Source organism: Leclercia sp. GLN_9 (genome assembly GCF_043105735.1).
Lineage (GTDB): Bacteria > Pseudomonadota > Gammaproteobacteria > Enterobacterales > Enterobacteriaceae > Enterobacter > Enterobacter adecarboxylatus.
In genome coordinates this window covers 225,857-245,691 of record NZ_JBICLV010000017.1, presented here as the reverse complement: position 1 = coordinate 245,691, position 19,835 = coordinate 225,857, and the positions used below count along the sequence as shown (strand labels likewise).

Annotated in this window: 34 protein-coding genes; 7 read left to right on the top strand and 27 right to left on the bottom strand. The window is 52.3% G+C overall.

Annotated features, from left to right (window positions below):
• Window positions 1-4: 4 nt before the first annotated feature.
• The 26 genes from ACF8PE_RS11835 to ACF8PE_RS11710 all read right to left on the bottom strand — a co-directional run bounded on the left by ACF8PE_RS11835 (window position 5) and on the right by ACF8PE_RS11710 (window position 15,353).
• Window positions 5-604 (bottom strand): HK97 family phage prohead protease, encoded by a 600-nt coding sequence (locus ACF8PE_RS11835; protein WP_392494903.1) that lies wholly within the window; start codon window positions 602-604, stop codon window positions 5-7.
• Entirely contained in the window at window positions 597-1,823 is a 1,227-nt protein-coding gene (locus ACF8PE_RS11830) for a phage portal protein (RefSeq protein ID WP_392494902.1), read from the bottom strand. Before ACF8PE_RS11830 ends, ACF8PE_RS11835 begins: the two co-directional genes overlap by 8 nt.
• Entirely contained in the window at window positions 1,813-1,974 is a 162-nt protein-coding gene (locus tag ACF8PE_RS11825) for a hypothetical protein (protein WP_392494901.1), read from the bottom strand. The genes ACF8PE_RS11830 and ACF8PE_RS11825 overlap by 11 nt, the downstream gene beginning before the upstream one ends.
• Window positions 1,971-3,704 carry a terminase large subunit gene (locus ACF8PE_RS11820; protein ID WP_392494900.1) on the bottom strand — a complete coding sequence of 578 codons (1,734 nt, stop codon included), beginning with the start codon at window positions 3,702-3,704 and terminating at the stop codon, window positions 1,971-1,973. Before ACF8PE_RS11820 ends, ACF8PE_RS11825 begins: the two co-directional genes overlap by 4 nt.
• Window positions 3,701-4,195 carry a phage terminase small subunit P27 family gene (locus ACF8PE_RS11815; protein WP_392494899.1) on the bottom strand — a complete coding sequence of 165 codons (495 nt, stop codon included), beginning with the start codon at window positions 4,193-4,195 and terminating at the stop codon, window positions 3,701-3,703. The genes ACF8PE_RS11820 and ACF8PE_RS11815 overlap by 4 nt, the downstream gene beginning before the upstream one ends.
• Window positions 4,196-4,323: 128 nt before the next feature.
• Complete coding sequence (locus ACF8PE_RS11810) at window positions 4,324-4,674, bottom strand: HNH endonuclease (protein ID WP_392494898.1); 351 nt, start codon at window positions 4,672-4,674, stop codon at window positions 4,324-4,326.
• A gap of 87 nt (window positions 4,675-4,761) precedes the next feature.
• Window positions 4,762-5,556, bottom strand: a complete 795-nt coding sequence (locus ACF8PE_RS11805; RefSeq protein WP_392494897.1) for a serine protease — start codon at window positions 5,554-5,556, stop codon at window positions 4,762-4,764.
• 97 nt (window positions 5,557-5,653) lie between these two features.
• Complete coding sequence (locus ACF8PE_RS11800) at window positions 5,654-5,872, bottom strand: hypothetical protein (protein WP_392494896.1); 219 nt, start codon at window positions 5,870-5,872, stop codon at window positions 5,654-5,656.
• A 67-nt stretch (window positions 5,873-5,939) separates the two neighbouring features.
• Window positions 5,940-6,080, bottom strand: a complete 141-nt coding sequence (locus ACF8PE_RS11795; protein WP_392494895.1) for a hypothetical protein — start codon at window positions 6,078-6,080, stop codon at window positions 5,940-5,942.
• A complete protein-coding gene (locus ACF8PE_RS11790; RefSeq protein ID WP_392494894.1) occupies window positions 6,055-6,405 on the bottom strand; it encodes a hypothetical protein in 351 nt (116 codons plus the stop codon). Before ACF8PE_RS11790 ends, ACF8PE_RS11795 begins: the two co-directional genes overlap by 26 nt.
• The gene (locus ACF8PE_RS11785; RefSeq protein WP_392494893.1) at window positions 6,402-7,016 is read right to left on the bottom strand and encodes a glycoside hydrolase family 19 protein; all 615 of its coding nucleotides are present in this window, start codon (window positions 7,014-7,016) and stop codon (window positions 6,402-6,404) included. The genes ACF8PE_RS11790 and ACF8PE_RS11785 overlap by 4 nt, the downstream gene beginning before the upstream one ends.
• 8 nt (window positions 7,017-7,024) lie before the next feature.
• A complete protein-coding gene (locus tag ACF8PE_RS11780) occupies window positions 7,025-7,360 on the bottom strand; it encodes a phage holin, lambda family (protein WP_039028981.1) in 336 nt (111 codons plus the stop codon).
• Between the two features lie 213 nt (window positions 7,361-7,573).
• On the bottom strand, window positions 7,574-7,759 hold the full coding sequence (locus tag ACF8PE_RS11775) for a hypothetical protein (protein WP_392494892.1): 186 nt from the start codon (window positions 7,757-7,759) through the stop codon (window positions 7,574-7,576).
• 202 nt (window positions 7,760-7,961) lie between these two features.
• Complete coding sequence (locus ACF8PE_RS11770) at window positions 7,962-8,495, bottom strand: hypothetical protein (protein ID WP_392494891.1); 534 nt, start codon at window positions 8,493-8,495, stop codon at window positions 7,962-7,964.
• Between the two features lie 207 nt (window positions 8,496-8,702).
• Window positions 8,703-9,524, bottom strand: a complete 822-nt coding sequence (locus ACF8PE_RS11765; RefSeq protein ID WP_392494890.1) for an antitermination protein — start codon at window positions 9,522-9,524, stop codon at window positions 8,703-8,705.
• Between the two features lie 17 nt (window positions 9,525-9,541).
• Complete coding sequence (locus ACF8PE_RS11760; RefSeq protein ID WP_392494889.1) at window positions 9,542-10,531, bottom strand: DUF968 domain-containing protein; 990 nt, start codon at window positions 10,529-10,531, stop codon at window positions 9,542-9,544.
• Entirely contained in the window at window positions 10,528-11,253 is a 726-nt protein-coding gene (locus tag ACF8PE_RS11755; RefSeq protein WP_392494888.1) for a phage antirepressor KilAC domain-containing protein, read from the bottom strand. The genes ACF8PE_RS11760 and ACF8PE_RS11755 overlap by 4 nt, the downstream gene beginning before the upstream one ends.
• Before the next feature lie 15 nt (window positions 11,254-11,268).
• Window positions 11,269-11,658 carry a RusA family crossover junction endodeoxyribonuclease gene (locus ACF8PE_RS11750; protein ID WP_392494887.1) on the bottom strand — a complete coding sequence of 130 codons (390 nt, stop codon included), beginning with the start codon at window positions 11,656-11,658 and terminating at the stop codon, window positions 11,269-11,271.
• Window positions 11,655-11,975, bottom strand: a complete 321-nt coding sequence (locus ACF8PE_RS11745; RefSeq protein ID WP_392494886.1) for a LexA family transcriptional regulator — start codon at window positions 11,973-11,975, stop codon at window positions 11,655-11,657. The genes ACF8PE_RS11750 and ACF8PE_RS11745 overlap by 4 nt, the downstream gene beginning before the upstream one ends.
• A complete protein-coding gene (locus tag ACF8PE_RS11740; protein WP_392494885.1) occupies window positions 11,972-12,196 on the bottom strand; it encodes a hypothetical protein in 225 nt (74 codons plus the stop codon). The genes ACF8PE_RS11745 and ACF8PE_RS11740 overlap by 4 nt, the downstream gene beginning before the upstream one ends.
• A complete protein-coding gene (locus ACF8PE_RS11735; protein ID WP_392494884.1) occupies window positions 12,193-12,852 on the bottom strand; it encodes an MT-A70 family methyltransferase in 660 nt (219 codons plus the stop codon). Before ACF8PE_RS11735 ends, ACF8PE_RS11740 begins: the two co-directional genes overlap by 4 nt.
• Window positions 12,852-13,298 (bottom strand): PerC family transcriptional regulator, encoded by a 447-nt coding sequence (locus ACF8PE_RS11730; protein ID WP_392494883.1) that lies wholly within the window; start codon window positions 13,296-13,298, stop codon window positions 12,852-12,854. Before ACF8PE_RS11730 ends, ACF8PE_RS11735 begins: the two co-directional genes overlap by 1 nt.
• On the bottom strand, window positions 13,298-14,221 hold the full coding sequence (locus ACF8PE_RS11725) for a conserved phage C-terminal domain-containing protein (RefSeq protein WP_392494882.1): 924 nt from the start codon (window positions 14,219-14,221) through the stop codon (window positions 13,298-13,300). The genes ACF8PE_RS11730 and ACF8PE_RS11725 overlap by 1 nt, the downstream gene beginning before the upstream one ends.
• Window positions 14,178-14,390, bottom strand: a complete 213-nt coding sequence (locus ACF8PE_RS11720; RefSeq protein ID WP_392494881.1) for a DUF4222 domain-containing protein — start codon at window positions 14,388-14,390, stop codon at window positions 14,178-14,180. Before ACF8PE_RS11720 ends, ACF8PE_RS11725 begins: the two co-directional genes overlap by 44 nt.
• A 163-nt stretch (window positions 14,391-14,553) precedes the next feature.
• Complete coding sequence (locus ACF8PE_RS11715; protein WP_392494880.1) at window positions 14,554-15,108, bottom strand: YmfL family putative regulatory protein; 555 nt, start codon at window positions 15,106-15,108, stop codon at window positions 14,554-14,556.
• Window positions 15,109-15,152: 44 nt separating this feature from the next.
• Entirely contained in the window at window positions 15,153-15,353 is a 201-nt protein-coding gene (locus ACF8PE_RS11710) for a YdaS family helix-turn-helix protein (protein ID WP_103826518.1), read from the bottom strand.
• A gap of 88 nt (window positions 15,354-15,441) precedes the next feature.
• Between ACF8PE_RS11710 and ACF8PE_RS11705 the strand changes: the two genes are divergently transcribed.
• Entirely contained in the window at window positions 15,442-16,116 is a 675-nt protein-coding gene (locus ACF8PE_RS11705; protein WP_392495025.1) for a LexA family protein, read from the top strand.
• A 227-nt stretch (window positions 16,117-16,343) separates the two neighbouring features.
• Complete coding sequence (locus ACF8PE_RS11700) at window positions 16,344-16,547, top strand: hypothetical protein (RefSeq protein WP_392494879.1); 204 nt, start codon at window positions 16,344-16,346, stop codon at window positions 16,545-16,547.
• Here the strand turns inward: ACF8PE_RS11700 and ACF8PE_RS11695 are convergent.
• Window positions 16,501-17,154, bottom strand: a complete 654-nt coding sequence (locus ACF8PE_RS11695) for a hypothetical protein (RefSeq protein WP_392494878.1) — start codon at window positions 17,152-17,154, stop codon at window positions 16,501-16,503. The genes ACF8PE_RS11700 and ACF8PE_RS11695 overlap by 47 nt on opposite strands.
• 160 nt (window positions 17,155-17,314) lie before the next feature.
• On the opposite strand from ACF8PE_RS11695, the gene ACF8PE_RS11690 reads away from it, so the two are divergent.
• The 5 genes from ACF8PE_RS11690 to ACF8PE_RS11670 all read left to right on the top strand — a co-directional run bounded on the left by ACF8PE_RS11690 (window position 17,315) and on the right by ACF8PE_RS11670 (window position 19,835).
• A complete protein-coding gene (locus ACF8PE_RS11690) occupies window positions 17,315-17,635 on the top strand; it encodes a hypothetical protein (protein ID WP_392494877.1) in 321 nt (106 codons plus the stop codon).
• 6 nt (window positions 17,636-17,641) lie between these two features.
• On the top strand, window positions 17,642-18,097 hold the full coding sequence (locus ACF8PE_RS11685; protein WP_392494876.1) for a hypothetical protein: 456 nt from the start codon (window positions 17,642-17,644) through the stop codon (window positions 18,095-18,097).
• The gene (locus ACF8PE_RS11680) at window positions 18,097-19,122 is read left to right on the top strand and encodes a chromosome partitioning protein ParB (RefSeq protein ID WP_392494875.1); all 1,026 of its coding nucleotides are present in this window, start codon (window positions 18,097-18,099) and stop codon (window positions 19,120-19,122) included. The genes ACF8PE_RS11685 and ACF8PE_RS11680 overlap by 1 nt, the downstream gene beginning before the upstream one ends.
• The gene (locus ACF8PE_RS11675) at window positions 19,109-19,510 is read left to right on the top strand and encodes a hypothetical protein (RefSeq protein ID WP_392494874.1); all 402 of its coding nucleotides are present in this window, start codon (window positions 19,109-19,111) and stop codon (window positions 19,508-19,510) included. Before ACF8PE_RS11680 ends, ACF8PE_RS11675 begins: the two co-directional genes overlap by 14 nt.
• A gap of 97 nt (window positions 19,511-19,607) precedes the next feature.
• On the top strand, window positions 19,608-19,835 hold the full coding sequence (locus ACF8PE_RS11670; RefSeq protein WP_125292295.1) for a DUF4224 domain-containing protein: 228 nt from the start codon (window positions 19,608-19,610) through the stop codon (window positions 19,833-19,835).

Below are 19,835 nucleotides of genomic sequence, written 5' to 3'. Positions count from 1 at the left end.
TTCCTTACGCGTTAAGAAGAGTCAGCAGGCGCTCGCGCGCCATTCGTTGGTTAATGGCTTGCGCCAGCGCGCCGCTGTCGCGCGCCTCCTGCCAGGCTTTCATGGAGCGAACTCCGGAATCGGCATCCTGATACGCCGGGTAGGTCACCGGGCTTACATCAAAGAGCCGGGAAAAGCGGTTAATTTCGCGAATGACGATCCCCTCATCGTCCTGGTACCAGTGCTCACCATCGTGGGCGATCCGGAATGCGAAAGACGACTGGGTGATATCGCCTCGCATCATCGGCGCCAGCACCAGATCACGAATGGTCTGTGTGTCAGGTGCTGCGATGTCGTAGCTCAGTCCTTTATCATCGACGCCAACGCTCAGGGTGCCAGAAGCGCTGCGGCCGAGGATAAAGTTCGGGTCATGGTTAAACAGTCCGCGGATATCGTCGCCCAGTACGTCATCGAAAGCGCCGGGCTTAATGATCTCGCGGAATCCCCAGAGGGGTTCGGAACGGCTGTTAAACACCGAGCCGTAACCGATAATGCGCGTGGGCTTCTCCCCCTGCTGTTCGGCACGGACCTCACCGCTGTAACAGCGAGTCTCGCGATCACTCATCGGTTTTTTCCTTTTCGGTTTTGGTGGTTTTGAAATCGTCCGCCGGGTTGGCAGCGTTGACGCTGACGAGCATTTCGTCCAGGCCATCGACCGGGTTCATATCCTCGAAAGCGCGGGCTTCGTTGCGGCTCATCCACCCATCGGTGATCGCGAAGTGGTAGAACTGCGCGCGTTCCTGCGGGGTGCCGCGTAACAGGCCAGTAAGGTTAAACCGGACGTAATACCCGGCGGCCAGCTCGGCGCGGGTAAACAGGCGGCGGTTAAGCTCCTGCTCCCAGTTCGTCACCCAGGGCATCATCGAGTAGCGGACAAACTGAATGGCCTGCTGCGTGATGTTGCTGAAGGTGGCTTTCTCCAGGTCGTTGATCATGTGCGCCGGCACGTTAAAGATCCCGGCAATCATCGAGCGGTTGAGCTTTGACATGTCGATGATCTGGGCGTCAATCGGCGACACAGTGAGTGCCTTGTAATCCAGATCCGCAGGCAGCAGCATGGTTTTGTTTTCCTGGCTGCGTAACGCCTGGACTGCCTTTTTCCATTGGTCTTTTAGCCTGCCCCAGCTTGTGTTATCCAGTGCTGTTTTTACTGACACGATTCCCGCCGGACGGGCATTACCGCTGAAGAAACTTTCCGTATACTTCTGCCCGCTCATGCCCATGCCGATTGTTTCGGCGTGCTGCATCACCGGGCTGAGGCCCATTTTCTGGTTATTCCCCAGCGCCCGGATGTGGATCATGTCGTCAGGGCTGATGGCGAAGGCTCCCTCTTCGTTATAAACGCCGTAGGTGTAGCGTCCTCCAGTATTAATCAGGGTCGTTTCCCAGGGCATACAGCAGTCCAGGGAGGTGACTTCTCCGCGGCGGCTGCGCTTGACCCAGGTGTAGCCGTTGCCCCAGCCGAGGATGTGGCGTTGCTTCAGTTCGCGCCACTTATAGCTGGTCTGCCAGGTGTTCGGCTCATCATGAACCAGATAAAACGCTGGGTGATCCCGCGCTGGCTCGACCTTGCCGTTGTGCTTTCGCATGACATGCAGCGGCATCTGGGCGAGGTTCGAGGACAGGACGTAAATGCAGGCATATACCGCCGCGAGCTTCATCGCCGTCTCAGGGCTGACATATACGTCTGCTGCAAACAACCCGTCGGCATCTACCAGTTCACCGCTGATTGGCGTGGCCGGATTCTCAAGAGATTCACTTCTGAACAGAGAGTCAAACAGCACGCTTCCTCCTTCTGGCCATCGCCAGGGCGCCCACCAGCAGGAGCCCGCCGGAGAACATCAGTGCCGGAGCCAACCCGAACTGCAGGTAAAATCCGGCGGTGAGCAGGCCGTACCCGGCCAGCCCGATAACATCAGTAATGAGTGATTTCATAAAATTAGAAGGTCATCGTCCGGATCAAGGGATGAGAGGAAATTGCCAGGCTCTTTGAGCATTGCCCGCCCGATAGTCATAATCAGCGCAACCGCGCCGTCAATTTTGTTTTCGTTCTGCTCTTTGATGGGTTTAACCACATCGTCGTTACCAGGCAGATACTTCCCCACGACGTTGCTAATACACCAGCTCATGATGGGGTTGCCGTCGTGATGAAAGCGGCCCGACTCAATGGCGGCTTCCAGCTCCTTCATCGGGTCAGACATGTTGGTGTAGTTCTGGATGATGGTGACGGGATTCAGCTCTTCATCGGCCAGATCGTGTGAAAGGCCGGTAGCGCCAAACGGGTCAATCGGTGACTCACTGACCGGGTTCAGTCTATTTGCCGCTTTCGCCTCTTCAAGGATGTAGCGGTAATCCACCTCCGCCCCGTCAGTTACCGTCAGTAACCCCATCTCAACCCATTTCTGAAAGCGCTCAGCTGTACGGCGATCCTCGTTTTTCTCGACGCTGTATACCGTGTCATACGGCACCCAGAAGCGCGGTGCCACGCAGTAGTAATGCGTTTTCCCGTCGATTTCCCGGGTAAACAGGCGTGCCATGCTGTTCATATCCAGTTTGCGCGCCAGGTCGAACGCCAGCACACAGGGTTGCCCCTCGAATTGTTCCAGGGTCAGCGTCTTATCTTCGCAGTTCTGCCAGGACACCAGGTTGAAGAACGCGGCCCGGGCAGCGACCCAGATATTGAGGTGCTTCGTTTTGAACACGCCCGCCTGGCGGGCATTGTTGATAGCGCGCTGTTGCTGGCTCAGCAGAAAATCGCGGTAGACCGACACCCCCATATTCGGATTTGCCTTCTCCAGCACCTTCGGGTCGGTCCAGTCGTCACCTTCATCGACTGTATAAACCACGCCGAACAGCTCCTCGTTGGGCACTGAGCCATTCAGCATCTCAATTACTTCGCGGCGTTTGTCGTAGCAAGGCCCCTCGATGTTGTAGCCCGCTGTGGTGATCGCCCACATCAGCGGCTGCCGGCGCGCACCCATGCCCGTCAGCATCGTGGTGTACAACGCATCGGTTGGGTGTTCGTGATATTCGTCGACTATCGCGCAGTGTGGCGAGGCCCCGTCGCCAGGGTTGCCGATCAGCGGCTCGAAACGGGCCCCGTCTTCCGGCCGGTTCAGGTTTGAAGCGTTGACCTCGATGCCGAACGCCTCCACCAGCAGCGGGGTGCGTTTGCACATCAGGCGCGCAGGCCGGAATACTTCCCACGCCTGCTTTTCCGTTGTGGCGCCAGAGTAGACCTCAGCGCCGAACTCGTTATCACAGGTGAAGCAGTACAGCGCCACGCCGGCAGAGATCGCAGACTTTCCATTCTTGCGGGGGATCTCAGTGTAAACCTCCCGGAAACGGCGAAGCCTTGTCCCCTTCTGGACCCAGCCAAAGGCACAGCAGATGATAAAAAGTTGCCAGGGCTCTAGGGTAATCGGCATCCGCTTGAATGCCCACTCCCCCTTGGTGTGCGGCAGCAACTGAATAAACTTCGCGGCCTTCTCCGCAATGTCTTTGTCAAAGCGGTACCGGAATTTACGGCTCTTCTCCTGAGCCATATCGTCGATATGGCGCTGGCAGGCCTGAATGACATACTGGCACGCCGGGATCTTCCCCCGCACAACGTTGCGGGCGTACTGATTCGCGGCGTTAACGTTGGGATACGATTTCCGGCTCATGAGCTGATCATCTTCAGGAATGGGTTGGAGGTTTTCTTCTGGCCTGCAAGGCCGACCAGACGCTGGCGGCTGCTGGGGTCGAGGCCCAGCATTGAACCGGTAGAACTCATCTCCGATTCCTGTTCTTTCTTCGCGGTCAGCTCAGGGTTCTTTATCTTGCCGCCCATCGCACCGGTTATGGACAGGCCTTCCACGGCGATATTCTTTACCGCCCGGCGCCAGAATTCGTACGCGACACACCAGCGCTCGAGCACGGCGAGATCGGTAACGCAGATCAGTCCCTGCCCGCATAATTCTTTTGTGGTCAGTTCCCACATGATCGCCGCGAGCGGCAGATTCTCTTCCTCAAACCAGTCCGGCGGCTCCACGCCCTTGATGGGGGTGAACACCGGCTCTTCTTTGTTCAGGGCTCGCTTACCGGGGTTCCCGGCCAGCTCCTTGCGCGCCGTTGGCTTTGGGCGGCGCCCGGAACGCCCCGCCGTTCCAGCCATAAGCGACACTCCTGGTTAAATTTGATTTTTCGCGGGTATAAAAAAACGAGGAGGCGGGCAGTCCGGAAGGCGGTCGGGCGCAGGGATTTTACCCCCCTCCCCCGCCTCGATGCAATCGAGAATTACTCTCATTTGAGGCGTTCGCGCGCGGTCTTCTTGGCATGGCAGGACCAGCACAGGCTCTGCAGGTTGGAGTCCTCGTCTGTGCCGCCGTGCGCCTTCGGGATGATGTGGTCAACGCATGACGCCGACTTGGCAACGCCCTGCTTCAGATGATCCTGACACAGTCCTTTGTCACGCTTCAGGATTCGCGGGCGGATGGCCTCCCATTTCGTACCGTAGCCGCGCTGGTGTCGTGTCTGGCCGGGCTTATACTGCTTCCAGCCTTCGCCCTTATGACCCTCGCAGTAGCCTGAGGGGTCTGTTGTGGTCGAGCGGCAGCCGCGAACGCGACAGGCCTTAGGTGTGCGTGGCGGCATTACAACCTCTCCTTAAGCCATTACGATGGACCTACCAATAGTGATGGCAATAAAAAACCGCCGGGAGGCGGTTGTTATTTCAAATAATCAAGCTATACCTATCAAAGTTTTAAATTTTAACAACTCGGCAGCTTTTATAACTATACCTAAATTCATCATTATATCCGTTCTGGAGATGGCAACCGTTGATGTAGGCACTTCAACAATATCGATACTGCCATCAACCCGAAATTGAGGGCCTGCAAAAAGAACCCCTAAAAAAACAAACCTCTTGCCAATTGCAATTCCATCACCAGATGAAAAACTCCCTTCAGTCATCACATACACTGGAGAGCCACTGGAACCGCCAAAACAAGCCATATCTATCATGAATTGTTTCTTGCCATTCCAGTCTAAATTAACATCCGATGCAGTGATTCCTTTTCGTGTAATCGGCTTGTTATTAACCTCATCCCATAATCCGTTAGGATAGCCTGTCATGTAAATATCCTCGACAGGTGTCAGGTTTCTGGTTCCAGATATACTTGCGTCACAAAAGAAAAACGGATCAAGTTCAAGGCCTCTTTTCGATAATTCTGCATAACTACTGCTAAGTGGGAAAATAGTTAAGTCTACATTAGGATCTGGGTGTCCTATAAAAGTATTAGAAAGATTTTGAATGCTTAAGTCAAAATAATCAATCCCTTGATCGTTTGGCTTCAATTTTAGCCTTAAACGAGCTTCTTTCGCGCCTTCGATAACATGCTTGTTGGTGACAATGAAGGGATGAAATTGATCTGGAATATCTTTATTAACAAAGCAAAAATAAAATCCAGTTCCTGTTCCATTGTCACAGACGATTCTTACTGTAGATTTGTTTATGTTTTGGCTGATAGAATTCATGATGAGTTTTCCCTTAGAGAAAAACCACTATTTATCATCTTTAGCCATGAAATTCCACTACCATATTAAACTGTATATTATGAAAAAATTGAAATTGTTAACTCTGCAAGTATTTTTCAGCAAGTTGTATAAGGTCAGTTCTCGCAACCTCGCCAAAAACACTTACCCCACATTTCATAAAATCATCAATTGAACCTGAGTCTTCAGCAACCTTAATGATATTCGATCTGCTAATATAACAACTTTTTGAGAGAGCACTATCACTTTTTTTATTAATCATCATAGAAATTGATGCTTCTTTATTTTCCTGAATCATATAACAACCCTCATAAGTAATAAGTTTAATTTATGAAACGCATCCAGTTAAATTCATTTAGAAAGGCTTATTTCACCGCGCTGTACCAGGCCTGCCAGCGGTACTTATCGAGGCGCAGCTGGCGCAGACATTCCGCAGTTTCGATATCAGCCTGCAGATCGTCATCGCTATTGGTGCCAGCATCACTTGCCCGGCACGGCTCCTGCATCAAATCCGCTGATGGAGTTGGCAGCGTCGATGGCACGCTGGCGCAGCTGCACAACATCATCGTCAAACTGACACACAGTACGATCCGGAGACTGAACATATTTCACCACGTCGCGGGTAATGGTTCGGTAAATCACTTTGCCCTCGGCGGTGGCCACGGCGGCTTTCTCTTCAACCGGCTGGATGGCCTTCTCGGCTTTTTCCTTCTTCTTGGCCGCCAGCGCGTTGATATGGTCAGCGTGCGCGCTCCAGCCGGAACGCCAGGCGATTGCGCCAGTGAAAGAGATGGTGACCACCAGCGCCAAGAGAACGTATCGCAGCTTCATGAGAGCACCGCCTGCGCACGGCTGAAACGCACCTTCCGGTCAGCCAGTCCATTCTGCCCACCGTTGATGATCTGCGTAACGCGCACGATATCGCCGGAGTACAGCAGGCAACCGCGTAACGCGAAGAACCAGGCCGCCGACCGCGTAGCGTACCGTTCCTGCAGCAGCAGTTCCGGCGTATCGACCAGATCCACCTTCAGGGCGGTACCGCATTTGGTGTAGTTCTCCCGCCCGGTGATCTGCAACAGGCCACGGCCACGATACTTCCAGCCGTCACCCTCGGCGATGTTGCCCATGCGGCCGCCATATACCAGGTTGGCAATTTGCGGCTGGTGGGCGTTCTGCTTACCGTCAACCCGGCCCAGCATCTCGCACTGATACGGCGTCAGGCGCTTACCGAAAGTTTTCTTCAGGCCGTCGACCGAATAGTTGAAGCTCTCCACCAGCGAGGTAAAGCCTGCCGATTCGTGGCCCAGCTGCGCGATGAACATAGCCTGATCGTTAACTGCGGTGATGCCGAACTCTTTCATAGCCGCGTCGATATGCGGATACCAGCGCGCAGCCAATTCGGCGCTTAGCCCAGCCGCCTTTTGAAATTGTGCCTGATTCATAGGGTTCCTTACTTGGTGTCGCCACCAAAGCGGACGTTGATAACTCGGTTTGCCACCGAACGGACCTGCTCTACGCCGACAAAACCGAGCGCCCCGCCGATCGCAATAGAGAGGGATTGAGGAAGATTGACGTAATCCAGAGCGGATACAGCCGTTAACGTCATGGCGCCGCACATCAGGCCTTCCAGCAGCATCTTTTTCCATCCACCGCCGCCGTAGGCAATTCTCAGCACTGCCATCACAACCGACAGCAGCACAGCGCCTATGGGTGTTTCACCACGCCACCAGCTATGGAGTAGATCGATTAACTCCGTCCAGGAGTGAGGGTCGTTGTTCATTTTCATGTCTCTCACCTCGCTGGTTCGCGGGTGTCAGTTGGGAAGGTTCAGGATCTCAGGATGAATTAACGACAAGGCGAGTGATCGGGGTTCCGAGAGCCTGAAAAAGAAAAGGCCGCCTGGTGGCAGCCCTAGGATGTAATAGTCTGAAGTGAATCCACTAGTGGATCTTGACGCATAAAAAAACGCCCTCAAGGGGCGTTTCTAGAATTCGATTTTTCAGCAGCAAGCTCGTCTCTTGCCGTCATCAGGTGCTAGTTTGATAACGATCCCTGGATTTTTACGTTCTAACATCTGAGTTTGGCTCCATGTAATGCCAAATGTTTCCATTGGAGAAGCGTTATCAGCAAAGAGTTCAGCAACAAGACGTGCTGCTTCCATCTCGATCTGCTCATGATGTTTCATTACAGTCCCCTTCGTCAGCGCCAGGCTGTATACCGTAGTTAAAGCGTGTGCAAGTAATTAAGTCAATTACTTGAAAAATGAGTAAATTTAAGCGTAGTTCATTTTTAGATACTTTGTAGTGAGCCCAGATTGCATCAACTAAAAGTTGTTTACAACAGTTTTGTACTAATCCAGTACAAAATTAGGAACATCACTCACACTACTAATCAGCCTGGATACGGTTCTTCAGAATCATAGCGCTACCACCGTGATCGTAGTCGGCTACATACTCAAAACCACTATCAGTATAGTACCTCATGGCACCATCGACGGGGCTGATTAAAGCTATCGTACCAATAGTCTCACCACGACGTTGCAGAAATTGTGCGTATGTGGCGAAACAATCTAAAACGATGCCAAGCATCTGATGGTCCAGATCCTCATGAGCATCATTCCGTTTTTCCATCCAGCAAATATGAACCGCTTGCTTTTCTTTGGAGTAGCAACCGAAAGCAAAACCAATCGGTTCGCCTCGATAGTAAACAACCAGCTTGATGGGGTGCTCTTCCATCATGTCGATAAATGTTCTGGACTTTAAACCCGGATCCCAACGGAGTTTGTTATGAGTTTTTAGAAACTCCATATCCTTCAAAACCAGTTCGTCCGCGAAGACAAGCCCCAGCGATTTATGAGGAAACCGCTCTTTTAACTGCTCAGCAACGCTTTTGAATACTGCTGTTTGGAAAGCTTGGAACATTGTTGTCATCCAGACGAAACGGGAAGAGCGATTTTACCTTTTCCGCGCTGGTAGTTTCAATGTTGGTAAGGTTAATCCGAAAAAAAACCCCGCCAAAGCGAGGTTTAGGTTTTAAAGATTAACTGTGAACATACAATGCCCATCGTTAACGTCAAATTTACACAAAAACGGCAACATTGCAAGTAACGTGACGCTAAAATATGAGATTTAGGGCAAACTCTGCATCCTTGTTACTTTTTTGAGTTCCGCGTCTGCATTGCTCTCTTCCTGAAAACATTTCATCACCAGGCTTTCATAAAACGGCTTCCAGCTGTATCGCCAGGTGCGATCAGGAAGACTGTCCAGCTCGGCCAGAACGCCGCGATACGCCACTGATGATTTCGGCCTGCTGTATCCTCGACCCTCACAGCGTTTGCACTCCTTATAAACCGGCGCGCCCTGCAACTCAGTTTGCTTTCGGTCGAGGGTTTGACCAGAACCGCCGCACTGGCAGCGCTTACTGATCAGCCCCGTACCGTTGCACTTGCCACACAGCTGGTGGTCAACATCCTCTACCTGGCGGAAGACTTCAAAATCAGACGGGGACTGGCCCAGATCCTTAGCAAATTGAGGCAGGCGCATTGTGTAATGGCTTTTGGTGATCACACTGGTTTTGGTATTAAAGCCCTTGCCCCGGCATTTCGGGCAGTCGGTACTATCAGCTGCTGATGAGGCGTAATCCTTGAATGCGTATCTGGCGAGGATCCGCATGCAGAGAGAGAATTTTTTGCCTGCGGCTTTACGCACGGCCATTGGTGCGTGCTGCTTGGCGTACTCCGTCAGCCAGTTGATAGCGGCTTCTTTATCCTGTGGGCTGATGCCTGCCTTACCCAGATACATGGCAAGACCGATCCCAGCGTCGGCCTGGGTCATGCCCAGCGCCGCCATGATGTCGGTTACCGTTAACTGATCGCCCGCGGTTGCGCGCACGCTATCAGAGATGTGCATCCCTTTCGGTGCAAAAAACTTCAAAACTCCGTCCAGATTCATAGCGTTCTCCACTCCGTCTACGCCAGTGCGCCGATGGCCAGCGCCCGGTCTAATGTTTTCAACAGCAGCTCCGGCTGCGTGCCGTACTTCGCTTCAAATGCCACAGCGTCAGCGTGCAATTCGTCGTGATGCGCTCTGCACAGCGGAATCACGAACAAATCATGCGCTTTGGTGCCCATACCACCCATGCCGTGGCCGATCAGGTGGTGGGGGTCGTCTGCCGGGTTCTGGCAACATGCGCACTGCTGCGCCTTTACCCAGCGGGTGTATTTCTCGTTTTGCCAGCGTCGGCGCTTCGGCCTCAGCATGTAGGATTCCGGCGTCTCTGGATCCACCTGCAGCGCCAGCACCTTTTCAACGGCCTCCTCCACCATGCTGGTGGGCGGTACCGACGGCACAATGTCAGCCTCACGCGTCACCGACTGGAATTTCTCAGCCGGGATACGCAGGACCTTGCGTGCTACCGCCTCCGGGATGACGTGGGCCAGCTTATTGATCGTCAGCCACCAGCACAGTTCTGGAAGAGTCACCGGGTGGGCATCATCGAAACCCAGCCCGGCGCGAACAACCGACAATACCCAGGCTACCAGGTTCTTTCGTGCAATGCCCGACAGTTCGGCAGTAAATTGCTCTCGCACCCGGATATCACAGGCCCAGCACAACCGCAGCGCGCCGGGTGCATGCCGCATGGTAACCATTTCGTGATGGTGATAGTCGCTGTGGCGGTATTGGCAGCCAGATTCACGCATTAGCCAGGCCTCAAGGCATGACAGGCCACCAGCCCGCTGAATGACATCGGCATGCTCAAAGACAGGCACCATTAATGGGTCCTCTGCCAGCGGCTGGCCTGCCGCTGGAAGTTCGCCGGTTGGCAGGTTGGCCAGGCGCTCCGGTTCGTTCTCCAGCAGAATGCGCCCGCGATGGAAATGCGGCATGAGTTCAGGACCAGGCCGGAAAGCCACGATCCCGAACTCCTTCACGACGACAGGGGTAAGTAACGCTCTCACGCAGCATTCCCTTTAGCGATATGCTCTGCCCATAACCCACCAATCCACTTCACCCCTTTAGCCGTGAAGCGCGCCTGACTGAAGGCGTGGTTGGAAGTGTTAGAAGTCCCGGTTTTAACTTCAAAACGTCCGGCGTCGATATGCTGGTGCCGCGGCGTCAGCACACCGCCGAGCCGGTACATGATGTCGTTCTCGATCAGGAAAAGGCGGAATTCTGTTTCTTTGGCTTTAAGCAGCTTTGCCACCTGGCGGAATGAAAGTGAGCCGTTGGCGGTACAGTAGCGATCGACAAATTCAACTTTTGGTGCCGCAGCGGCCAGCTCCAGCGCCAGCCTCTCTTTTTGCTCGGCAAGATCAGCAGCAAGACGCAGCGCCTCTGGCAGGGTCTGAGGGACGCTCATCTGTTGGCCGCTCTCCAGTTCCTGCCAACGGTCAACCAGGCGGGCAGTAAATTCGGGGCAGAGCTGCGCAACAATCACATAGCTGTCACGCTTATTCACCTGATAGTGGTGATACTCCTGGCCGTTCTGCGGATGGGTGTACGGCAATGCCGTATACCCCTCGATTACTCCTTTACCCATCAGTCGCTCGATTGTAATGCACACATCAGGGTGACGTGAACCTACAAGCGCGGCGATATCCCGGCTGGACATAGTCATCGTCTGGCTTGCTGCTACAGCGTGATGTGTAGCGCAAAGAGTGAATATAGTTGTCTGGTTCATGCGTTTCTCCACTTATCAGGCGGCTGCACCCGCCAATGGTTCATGTTTGGTGATCGTGATTTCCACCTTTCCACCCGGCACCTGAGGCCCCCACTCCACCAGCATACGTTTTACCTGACAGTCATCCTCCCAGATGCCCGCATGAGTGAGAGCGTCGAACAGCGCCTTGTTGTAGTTGTCGATATCACGGCGGCGCGCGTCTGGTGGATAGAGGACGATCTCTACAGCTGCTGCGGCCGCTGATGGTTTCGGAAGGCGGCGAAGTTGTTCAATAATGGCGGCACATGCTGCGCTCTGGTATGCCCTGCCCTTTGCGCTGATAAGATGCCGACCTTTGAGCGGCCCGCTGTTCGGGGCGCGCCAGTAGGTGTTTACGCTCGGCGGGAAAGGTAGGATCAGCTTCATGGTTTAACCCTGCGTTCTTCCAGCCAGGCGACTGCCATCTCTCTAGCACCCTGTTCACCGTTAACAAGGGCCTTGATGATCGATGCAGCATCCATATCACATTCAGATTTGAGGACGGTTATTCCCCGCGCCGCGCCAGGCGCAACGGAGATGTAGCCCTTCTTCTGAAGTGATTTCACATGGCCTGCAGCGGTGTTTCCTGATGAGCATCCAATCAATCCGGTAAGCTCTGATATGGTTGGCGGAAACCCAGTACGCTCTTTGTAGAGGTTGATGGCATCCAGCACTTCACTCTGACGTGGTGTTAATCCGATCATGACTCCGCTCCATAGCGCCCGTTCAGGCGTCCAATTTCACTGTTAAACTTCACCAGGGTTACGCCCATCGGCTTCACCAGCTCGTGATACTTCTTCAGGATCGGCGGAACAGCAGTATTCCAGCTTGGTTTAGGCTTCTGTTTAAGCGCTTCTCTTATCTCCCGGATGCAGCGGCGCGCAACATCGCGGACTGCATTTTCCTGCTCGGCTGAAAGTTTCATGCTGCACGTTCCTCCAGTTTGCTGATCGACGCCACCCAGCCAGGCAAAAGCTCAACATCAGATGATTCGGCCTGATTACCCCAGTGGTGCCAGCCAGGTGCGCCGCAACGACTGAATAGCTCAATGCGTGGAACGTCACCGTAAAGCTTCTCCAGACGGAAGCGGGCTTCCTCTGGTTTCGCGCTATGCTCACCCAGTGGGCTGTAGATAACCTGCTTAACGCTGGCGCTCAGCCTTTCCAGACCCTTACCACGGGTGGCGATGAGAAGATCCTCGGTGTTGGCTCGGGTGTAGTTGCCGCCGTTCATCTTCGTCTGACCGTTAAGCAGATCGAGGAAGTCGTAAAAGTCCTCAACATTGCCGGATGCAAGTGCTTTGTTGATGTGTTGTTCTGCCAGAGGGTTGAACTTCACCCAGGTGAATCCCTTCATGGTTCGGACTTTAAAGCCCCACGCCTCAGCCAGTTCGATAGCCTCGCGGGTATGGGTGCCGGTGAACCACATAGCCAGAACAGCATCCTCGGCAGCCAGCTCCCAGACAGGCAGGCGCTTCATATCGATAAGCTTCATGGTCCCGTAGTGATTCGTGGCAGCGCCGTTGCTGATGTTGTTCCCGTATTCCCAGGCTGGATCAGCGTAAATCAGTGAGTATTTCATCAGTGGCCACCGTTGAACTGACCAGCCAGGAACCACTGGCCCTCTGGCTTTGAGGTTGACTTGGCCTGACGAAGACAGCGCTGGCGTTCTTTGAGGCAACGTTCGCGCTCGGTGATCAGGTCTGAACACTGGAAAGCTTCAAACCAAAGAGATGCGGCGCGACGGTACAGACCCTTTTCCTGCAGAGCTTTGGCGTTCTTCATCAAATCGGCGGCCCCGGTGTCTACGCGCTGAATCGGCTGACCACATCCAGCTGAAGCATTTACTGCGTAATAACGGTACTGGGAACCAACCAGTTCGCGGGTGGTGAAGTTGAAATCATGCAGGCGGCAGACAGTGCGCTGAACAGAGTCGATGCTGTAATTTGCGAAAGCGTCAGAAATCTCTCGGCTGGTTAAGCCAGGATTATCGGCGATGAACATTTCTAGTGTTTTCATCAGGCTCATTAATTTGCCCCCCTGAAACCTGCAGGAATTTGGCTGTAGTCGGTGTTTTTGAAGCTGGATTTAAATATTCCATCTTCTCGGGTCCATTCCCCGTTAACACGTTCAGGACGACCAGCGTTGTTCCAGTTGTTCGCTGACTTCAAATAACCAGGAAACTTTGACGGCTGGAACAGCGTCTGTGGACGGAGGTAGTCGGACATCTTCAGGTCGTCGCCCCACTTGGCGTTGCAGTAATCCACCACCAGCGACAGCTCTTCCACGGTGAATCCTTCGCCAATACGGGCACGGATGTTCTGCAACGAGGTGGTTGAAACCTGATAACGGGAGTTGGTTACGTGGTTCAGGTGAACCAAAACCTGTTTCGCCTGATCGGTGATCAACACATCACGGTCGGGTTGCGAGGCAACCGGACAAGAAGGGGTTTTATTCTCTGTAGTACTCTCTGTTGTATTCTCTGTAAGAACATCAGTGCATTTTGACCTGATGACATCGTTTCGTTTTGACCCGTTGGAGCGTTTCACACTGACCTGTTCCATTGGTTCATTTTGACCTGATGGAAGAGCGCATTTTGAACTCCTGGATTTAGTCACTTTGACCTCGTCTAAAAGCTCGCTTTCGTAGTTGATCGTGTAGTAGTTCGTCATGTCGCGCTGGGACTTGTTTAGCTGCTCAATTTTGAGCACGCCGAGGGTCTTCAGGCGGGTGAAGGTGCGCTTCAGAGTGGACTCAGACCAGAACGGGAACTGCTCCAGCCACTGCTCGTTGGTGTTATAAATCCAGCGTACGCCGTCGCGCTCCAGGCCGGAGTTGGTTTCTTTAAGCCAATAGTTCACCTGCTGCAAGGCAATCGCCTCATTGAGGCCAATGCTGTAAGCAAGGTCAGGGTTTATCACTATTGGCCGGGATGGCATTAACAGGCTCATGGCAGTCCTTTAACTCTGTAAATTTGCGCTGGAATTGCTCAAGAGGGCTGAAGCACTCATGGTCGTAGCCGTCGCGCAGGTATATAACGCGTCGAGTCTGCGGCTCCCATCTGATGACACGGACCGGGACGCCGTAGTGGTCTCTGAACCTGCGATCAAGCTCTGGCATAAGACCTCCGCTTTACGACGCCATACCCCCACGATTGCCATAGCCCGACTGTGGTTACACGGAACCCAGCGGCCTGATACCATGCGCTCATACCGAAACGACGATGCCCCATGCACTGGAACGCCACGTAGTTGCGGCAGACGGTGATTTACCGTTAAACTGTTCATGCGTTAGTTTCTCCACTGTTACGACACGCCACGACGCCCGGAGCTGCACACTCGCGGGCGTCATTCTTTTCAGCCGCACAAAAAACGCGATACAGCAGCGTTAAATGCTCCTGCCACTTCTGCATGACCTGATAACTGTTCTCTTCGATTTGCTCGCGTTCGGCCTGGTCAATCACGCCATCGGCAGTGGCCTTGCGAACATATGTCGAGTGTTTACCGATCCACTCGATAGACTCCATCAGGCGCTGATTGATATCGGCGTTATCCACGTCCTCAATCTCCACCAGCGGAACATTGACGCTGTTTGACTGGCGCGATACCGCATCAGCGATGTGCTTGGTGCCGCTGGCCTGCTGTAGAACCATCGCCCAGCCCATTGGGAATATCTGATCGCCACCAGTGCGCAGACGGTTAAAGAGCGCATCCTCTGTCACGCCCAGCCATTCAGCCGCCTCGGCGTAACCGCCCGGCAGGCTTGAGATGGTCTTTTTAATTGCCGCCACCAGCCATGCGGGTTGCTTTTCGACTTGCCAGTGTTGTTGGTTATCCACGGTTAACTCCTTGATGCTGTGGTGTCTTTTCTTCGCGTTCTTGGTTACTGTTTCGGGTAGATGTCAGGCCGCAAATCAGATTTAGTTATTGCGCCTGCTGTGATCTCTTCGAGCTTTTTGGCGAGGGCGAACCCTGCTTTTTTGTAGCCGTTGAAAACCAAACGCAGATAACCGGGGGTTGATTTGACGCTAACTGCTAATTCGCACTGCTGCTCTTTCGATAAAGAGTCCCAATACTCTTTCATAATATGTACCTCCTGTGTACATATTACATGAATAATATGAACCTACAAGGTACTTGTACCTTTAAGGTACACAATGTTTAATTCTGGGATGAAAACGATTCAGGAAATTAGGCGGTTAAACGCCAGAAAACTGCGTGACGGTGTCGGCGGAAACACTTACTTCGCCACCATGATCGACAGAGAACCTACCCAAACCAGCAGGTTTATGGGGGATGGCGCGTCTAAAAATATTGGCGATGCAATGGCTCGTCATATTGAAAAATGCTTTGATTTGCCGTTAGGCTGGTTGGATCAGGAACACCAAACTACTAACGTTGCAAAAAGTCCTGACGTATCAGACACTAATAGAAATATAACATTGGTTCCGGTTATATCCTGGGTGCAGGCAGGAGCATGGACGGAAGCTGGCTTTGCCGAGGTTGACTTGAGTAGTGTTGAAACTTATCCGTGCCCTGTGCCGTGCGGACCTATGACGTATATCTTGCGCGTGATTGGTGACTCTATGATCGATGAGTACCGTCCGGGCGACATGATTTTTGTAGATCCCGAAATTCCAGCATGCCATGGCGATGACGTTATCGCGCTAATGCACGATTCAGGGGAGACCACCTTCAAGAGGTTAATTGAGGATGGCGGCAGTAAGTACCTGAAAGCCTTGAATCAAAGTTGGCCGGAGCCCTACGTTAAGATAGATGGCAGCTGCTCCATAATCGGTACGGTGATCTTTTCAGGAAAACCTCGAAGGTACCTTAGCAAAATTTAAATTTTAATCTTGAGCCTGCGGAAGCGGGCTTTTTTGTGCTTGACAATGTACCCTAACGGTACATAATGTACCTGAAAGCAACAGCGAACAGGCAGGACGCCCACGCAGTAGCCGCCCCAGGCGTATGAAGATGGGGATGATTCGTTGGCAATAAAAAAGCGCCCCGATGGACGCTTGCTCTTTAAAAATCTGGAACTTTCCAACAAACAATCATTATAGGGGTGAGTATGTCTAAACCTGAGCCAAGAATCATTGCTCCAGGCTATAGCGATGAAGAATTGTATATCTGGATGGATAAAAAGCTGGCAGCAATTCGCCAGCTTAAATATGAGAAAGACCTGAATAAGGAGCTAAAGGAGTCGATAGTCAAATCTGAAGGACGGATTAAAGATCTTGATTTGGACGCCACCTTAAATATAGACCGCCAATAGAAGGGTCCCACTCATTCTCAAGAAAATCATTAAAATTCATGTTGATAGTCGACCAATTTTGAGTATCTAAGAATTTTTGGGTTTGCTCATTCATCTTATCGTAGCGGAGATCATCCTGAACTACCAAAAGCAGCTCAGCTAGTGACATTTCATTAATTTGCTTCGGAGTCCACTGATACTTCATAACCAAAAAGTGCACAAGAGCCTGTTTGTCAGGCAGTTGATTAAATTGAGTTCCGTATTTTTTACGATGATCTCCAAGTACCGAATCCAGCATTAAAAAATACAAAGCTCGGGCTTGTGCCTTATTTGTTTCTGCCACATCGACCATGCCACTGGTTTTAATGTCTCTTTGCTTGGCAACATGAAGTAAATGAGATTGATAGAGATCATATAGATTACGAGCCATAACCAAATAACCTTTTTTTTGTTGGGGAGTCCAGAGTAACCGAATCCTTGTTGTTGGGGAATAGCAGGATCCACCGAGCCTGACGTGGATAAAAGACAGGCGCACAACATGGAAGCGCACTCCTTCAAACCAGATATGGGTGACAGGTGTGACATGCTGGAGTGCGCTTCCAGTTGTGGAGAAAAAACGCATCGTCATGGCAGTGTCGATAATGGCGATCAGCCTCAAGCATCCTACGGGTGCTTGGTGATGGTAATAACGCCATCTCAACCTTACAGGAGCTGATGATTCTGTTCTGGTTGGATTGGAGAGAAACAACTTAGCCCGCTTTGCGGCGGGCGCTTTTTCTGGAGGTTACATGTCTGCAAATGATCTGGCGGTTAAGTACGGTACTTATCAGCCTGAAAATTTACTGGTAATCCTTCCGCTGGATGAAGCAACTGACATCATTCGTGAACGTCTTCGCGCTGAAGTCCGTAACGAGCTGGAGTATGAATACGATGACCGCATTTCGGATGCTGAAGAAGAGGCATCGAATTGGGAATCACGGGCTGACGGTTACGAATGCGATGCAATTAGTTTTGCCAGAACGATAGAGAAAGCTTTGCTTGCGCCAACACTAGAGGAAGCAAGAATTATTCTCGAACGTGCTCGTTCTGATAAGCGCGAATATTTTTAATACCAAATGAATTATTACGAATTTGGCAGCATTCAAGTGCCGGGATTCGTGCAGCCAAAATTCAGCGTCGTGCAGGGCGCTTATATAACGGAGAAACTAACCATGACGAACGCACAGACCGTCACCGAGTTACAACCACGCATGACCAGAGAGCAGTTGATCGACGCTGCCCGTAAAGCAGCCCCTCTCCTTCCCCCAGCTTATCGCGGGATCATGACCGAACTGGCTAACCGTCTGGACTATACCAGCGTCGCTCTTTGTGAAGCCATGGCACAGCGAAAAGAGCTGGCCACACAGAACGCTACTCTTCGTGAAGACGTAACAAGCTGGGCCAGAGAGTGTGATCGCCTCGAAGAGCGGTTCACCAAAACACCAACCAATATGCACCTACTGGAAGCGCAGCGAGAATTACGTGAACTGCCCTCTGTTGCCGTTTGTGTAAATAACGAGGTGGTTCTCTAATGGCTAACTCATTCAAGCAGATGTCCCGCGACGGGACAATCAAGCGTACCGACACTGGAATGTTCATCAGCCTCGACGATATTCACGTTCGCGCAGGTTTCAACAAGCGTCATGACGACGATGAACGCACCATCCAGGCAGACGACGAACTGTTTACCTATCTGATGAACGGAGGTTCGGTTCCTCCACTGGAAGTTATCGCACGTGATGAAGGTGGTGTTTGGGTCGTTGAAGGACATCGCCGTCGTCGTTGCTATGAGCGCTGCCGCGCCGCGGGTAAGCCCGTCGACCGCATTCACATCATGCCGTTCAACGGTAACGATGTTCAGCGCCTCGCTCGCATCATGACCAGTAACAACCAGCTTCCTCTTTCCGACATTGAACAGGCTGCGGTTATTCAGGAGTTGCATAACGCCTTTAACCAGACCACCAACGAGATCGCAAAGCTGGTCAACAAGTCAGTCGGTACGGTTGAAAAATTACTGACGCTCAGCACCGCAAATTATGACGTTCAGCAGGAAGTTAAATCCGGGGCCGTCTCCGTAGATGTTGCTGTTGATCGCGTAAAAGAGTACGGCGAAAAGGCTGGCGAGGTGCTGCAGCACGATAAAGCTGTTGCTGCCGCCCAGGGTAAAACGAAAGTTACCCGCAGCGCTATCGCCCCAGAACTCAGTATCAAGAATGCGCGTCGTTTCGTGGAATTGATGGCCCAGGCTGAAATCAGTGACGAAGGTGTGTTCACCATCCAGGGTGCTGCTCTGGCCGAAGCTCTGTCCATTATCGACGAATACAAAGCGATTGCTGAGGCACGAGAAACCTATCGCCTGTCTCAGCCAATCCCTTCCGCTGAGGTACGCGGGAAAATCCTTTACGTTTCTCTCGGTGGAGAAGAAATCGGGTCGGCTCCAATCTATCGCGGCAAAAATGTGAATCTCAACGGTGTAGTCACCAGCCAGTCAAAGGCTGTGGCCCACTTCGTTAAGCAGCACAAACTTCAGCAAGAGGCGAATCATGACAACCAGTAAACCAATGACCGGCGAACAACTGGACGAATTGCTGACTGTTGCAGTTCGTATGCAGCGTGATGCTGAAGCTGATCGCAATTTCCCTTCTGCCAACTTCGCTTATGCAGTTCAGGTTGCTGTTCTGGAGCTTCGCCGTACTCGTGATATTACCTCGGCACTGGCACCGGTAGTGCCGGATGGTTATGCACTGGTGCCGATCATTCCAACAGAGGACATGATTATTAACGGCTTTGAGGCAGAGCTACGCGAAGAGTTTCGCGACCCGGATGCATGGGAGGCATATGAGGTTATGAGCGGATGTGAGCAGGCTGCACTGCGTGCCAAATGGTGCTGGACGGCGATGGTGAAAGCAGCACCGCAGCAGGAGGATCCGAAAATAAAAAAGTAAACCGATGTGGTAGTTGTTGTGACTGGTTCCGCAATGGTTGCGGGACCTGTATTTTCAAAGAGTGACCGGGTGCAGCCGGTAAAGTGGAGAGCAACCCATGAGCGATCGTTTCCTGACTGATGAGGAGCTGGCAGAGGCTACAGGATCACCACAAAAGTCTTTGCAGAAAGAGGTGCTTGAACTTAATGGTATTTATTTCATTGAGAGGCGAGATGGTTCTATCAAAACCACCTGGTATCACATCAACCACCCGATTCATCGGCTCGTGCCACCAGCAGGGTTCCCGCCCTCTAAGGGCATGAACTTTGACGCTATAGAGAGTTGA